Below are 3,874 nucleotides of genomic sequence, written 5' to 3' on the forward strand. Positions count from 1 at the left end.
TTGGCGCGGAGGTTTTCCATGGTGGGGCCGAAGTCGAACACGTCGATCGTGCCGCGGTCTGTGCGCAGGGTATTGCGCAGCGCGGTGGTCGCAGCGTCATCGACCGCACCGTCGGCGGCGATGACCACGCCGTAAGCCTTGGCGCCTTCCGCGGTGACCAGGCCTTGCGTGATCTCCTTGGCGATCAGCGCTGGATCGCGATCGAGCGGATCGCCCCAGCCGCCGCCGCCCCAGGTGATGAAGTGCAGCACGTCATCGGCCTCGACCTTGAGGTCTTCCACCTTATTGCCCACGATCGTCCTGGTGCCATCGGGCTTTTCGATGATCTTGGTCGCGCGCGCGCCGGGCTTGCCGCCATTCACGCCCCAGGGCGGCACGAACCAGCGATCATCATGGATCGCGATCATCCCGCCCTCGAGGAAGCGGTAGCTCATGATGATGCCGTTGCCGCCGCGGTGAAGCCCCGCGCCGCCGCTGTCGGCCACGGTCTCGTAGCGTTCGATGATCAGCGGGAAATAGCGCTCCAGAAACTCGTTGGGGACGTTGGTGAAATTGGGGAAGAGCGAATGCCCGTCCGGCCCGTCGCCCAGCGGCCGGCCCGGAATGCCGCCAAAGCCGATCTGGAAGAGCTGGAAATAGTCGCCCGCCTTGTCGGTGCCCGAATAGAACAGATGCGGGCTTGAGGAAAAGCCCGCCGCGGTGAGGAACTCGGGCGTCTTCTGGCCGAGCAGCCCGCCCAATATATCGAACATGCGGCCCAGCGCATGGGTGCGGCCCGACAATGCTGCAGGAAAGCGCGGCTTGAGCAGCGATCCTTCGGGGATGCGCACGTCGATCAGATCATAATAGCCATCGTTGAACAGGATCTGCGGATCGAAGATCATGATCATGTAGATGCCAAAGAACATGCGCATCATGTTTTCGTTGAGGAAAAAGTTGATCGAAGCCTGCGATTGCGGATCGGTGCCGTCAAAATCCAGCACCACCCGGCCATTCTCGCGCCACATCGTGCATTTGATCTTATAGGGGCCAAAGCCCATGCCATCGTCGCAGATATAATCCTCGAAGCTCACCTTCTCTTCGCTGATCGCGGTGTCGATGAGCTGCTTCATCGCCTTGTGGTTGCGCGCCAGCAATTCCTCGCAGGCCGAGACGAACACATCGTCGCCAAAGCGCCCGGCCATTTCCACCACGCGGCGCGCGGCCACCCGGCAGGAGGCGATCAGCGCGTTCAGATCCGCCCGGCACCAATCGGGCGTGCGGACCTGGTGCATGATCAGCGTGATCAGATCCTCATTATACTGGCCCTGCTTGTAGATCTTGATCGGCGGGATGCGCACGCCTTCCTGGAAGATCGAGGTGGCGTCGATCGGCATCGATCCGGGCACCTTGCCGCCGATATCGGACTGATGGCCGAACATCGAGGTATAGGCGATCAGGCGTCCGTCCTTGAACACCGGCAAGAGCACCAGCCAGTCGTTGCAATGGCTGACAGCCCCCCCCACCGAATAGGGATCGGAGAGCAGGATCATGTCGCCCTCCTCCACAGTGCCTTCATAGCCTTCGAGGAACGGGCCGATATAGGAGCCGAACTGGCCCACGATCATGCGCCCCTTGTGATCGGCGATCAGCGGAAAGGCGTCACCCTGTTCGCGAATGCCCGGCGACATGGCGGTGCGCACCAGCGTGGCGTCCATCTCGACGCGCGCGTTGCGCAGCGCATTCTCGATGATGTCGAGCGTGACGGGGTCGATCGCGATCCTGGCGAAGGGCGTTGGGTTATTCTGGATGATCCGTGCGGACATGATGTGTTCCCTCTCTCGATCAGGCGAGGTTGATGAGGATGTTGCCGACGGCGTCGACCATTGCGGTGCAGCCCAGCTCGATCAGGGTGGTGGAATCCATCTCGATCACGATCGCCGGGCCGGGGATGATGTCGCCCTGTTTGAGCTTGGCCCGGTCGTAGATCACCGCCTTCTGCATCGCGCCGTTCATCCACAGTTCGTGATCGCGCAATTTCGCCTCGGACGGATCGCCATTGCCCTTGGGCAATTGCGCGGCGGGCAGATCGAGCGCCTGGCCCATCGCCACGGCGCGCAGGTTCACGATCTCGTGTGCGCTGTCCATGTTGAAGGTGAACAGACGGCGATGCTCGTCGTCGAACCGGCCGGTCAGCCAGTCGATCCCCTTCTCCGCCAGTTCGTCGAGCGTCACCTCCATCGGCACCTCGAACGCCTGGCCCGAATAGCGCACGTCGATCTCGAACAGGATCGTCACATCGTCGGGCGCGATCCCCTCGGCTTCCAGCTCGGCCCGCGTCTGGGCGGCCATCTCCGCCAGCGCGGTCTTCAACTCGTCCAGCGTCGTCTGCGGTGCCAGCTTGGAAAAGCTGCGCGCGCTTTCGGTGCGCATCCGCGTGGTCGCATCGCCCAGCGCACACAGCACGCCCGGGCTGACCGGCGACACCGCGGGCCAGCTTCCCATCAGCCGCGCCACCGCATTCACATGCAGCGGCCCCGCGCCGCCAAAGCCCATCAGCGCGAAATCGCGCGGATCATAGCCCTGCTGCACCGAGATCATGCGCAGCGCGCCGAACATATTCTCGTTCACGATATCGATGATCCCGCGCGCCGCCGCATAGAGATCGATCCCCAGCGCGTCCGCGATCGTCTGCACCGCCTTGGTCGCGCCTTCGCGGTCCAGCTTGAACGTGCCGCCCAAAAGCGCCTCGGGCAGATAGCCCAGCACCACATTGGCATCCGTCACCGTCGGCAGCGTGCCGCCCTTGCCATAAGCCACCGGCCCCGGCACCGCGCCCGCCGATTGCGGACCGACCCTGAGCGCCCCGGTCAGCGCGGGCACATAAGCGATCGAGCCGCCGCCCGCGCCCACCGTCTTCACGTCCAGCGCCGAGGCGCGCACCGACAGATGCCCCACCTCGGTGGTGCGCACGCGGCGCGCCTCCAGATTCTCGATCAGCGCCACATCGGTCGAGGTGCCGCCCACATCCAGCGTCAGGATGTTCTTCATCCCCGCATTCTTGCCCACCCAGATCGCGCCGGTCACGCCGCCCGCCGGCCCCGACATCAACAGCGACACCGGATGCTCCTCGGATTTCTCCGAGGTCATCAGCCCGCCATCCGAACGCAACAGGCTCAATTTGCCCGCCATCCCCGCACCGCGCAATTTATCACGCAGATTGCGCACATAGCGCCCCACGATCGGCCGCACCGCCGCATTGGCCACCGTGGTCAGCGTGCGCTCATATTCCTGCATCTCGGGCAGCACGATATGGCTGAGCGAAATCGGCACATCGGGCATGATCTCGGCCGCCAATTCCCCCACGCGCTTCTCGTGCGCGCCGTTCAGATAGGCGTTCATCAGCGACACCGTCAGCGCCTCGACGCCCTGCGCTTTGAGCTTTTCAAGCTGCGCGCGGATATCGTCATCGTCGATCGGGCGCAGTTCACGCCCCTGCGCGGTCATCCGCCCCTTGATCTCGAACGTGTCCTCCAGCTTCGCCAGCGGCTCGGGCTTGGGCCACACGATCCACCCCGCCAGCCCGCCCGGCACGAAGCTGCGCGCGATCTGCATGATCTGGCGATAGCCCTGCGTCACGATCAGACCCACGCGCGCGCCCTTGCCCTCAAGCACCGCATTGGTCGCAACCGTCGTCCCGTGCAGGAATATCTCCACATCCGCCGGCACGATCCCCGCCTGCGCACAGATCGCCTCCACCCCGCTCAATATCCCCACCGAACTGTCATGCGGCGTCGAGGGCGTCTTATGCCGCCAAAACGAACCAGACTCCGCCTCAAACAACAACAAATCCGTGAACGTCCCGCCAACATCAACACCAAGACGATATGTCATA

Annotated in this window: 2 protein-coding genes; both read right to left on the bottom strand. The window is 63.8% G+C overall.

The annotated features are described in order from the left end of the window. Positions 1-1,805: hydantoinase B/oxoprolinase family protein (locus tag FHS49_RS19380; RefSeq protein WP_184022278.1), on the bottom strand; the 1,805-nt coding region annotated here is incomplete at its 3' end. A 19-nt stretch (positions 1,806-1,824) separates the two neighbouring features. Then, positions 1,825-3,873: a hydantoinase/oxoprolinase family protein gene (locus tag FHS49_RS19385; protein WP_184022281.1), complete on the bottom strand. Its 2,049-nt coding sequence runs from the start codon at positions 3,871-3,873 to the stop codon at positions 1,825-1,827. Between the last annotated feature and the right edge of the window lies 1 nt (position 3,874).

The sequence above is a fragment of the Sphingobium boeckii genome (assembly GCF_014199215.1).
GTDB classification, from domain to species: Bacteria; Pseudomonadota; Alphaproteobacteria; order Sphingomonadales; family Sphingomonadaceae; genus Sphingobium_A; species Sphingobium_A boeckii.

Coding starts and splice junctions, on each gene's coding strand:
- FHS49_RS19385 (WP_184022281.1), bottom strand. CDS start 3,873: ATGACATATCGTCTTGGTGTTGATGTTGGCGGGACGTTCACGGATTTG.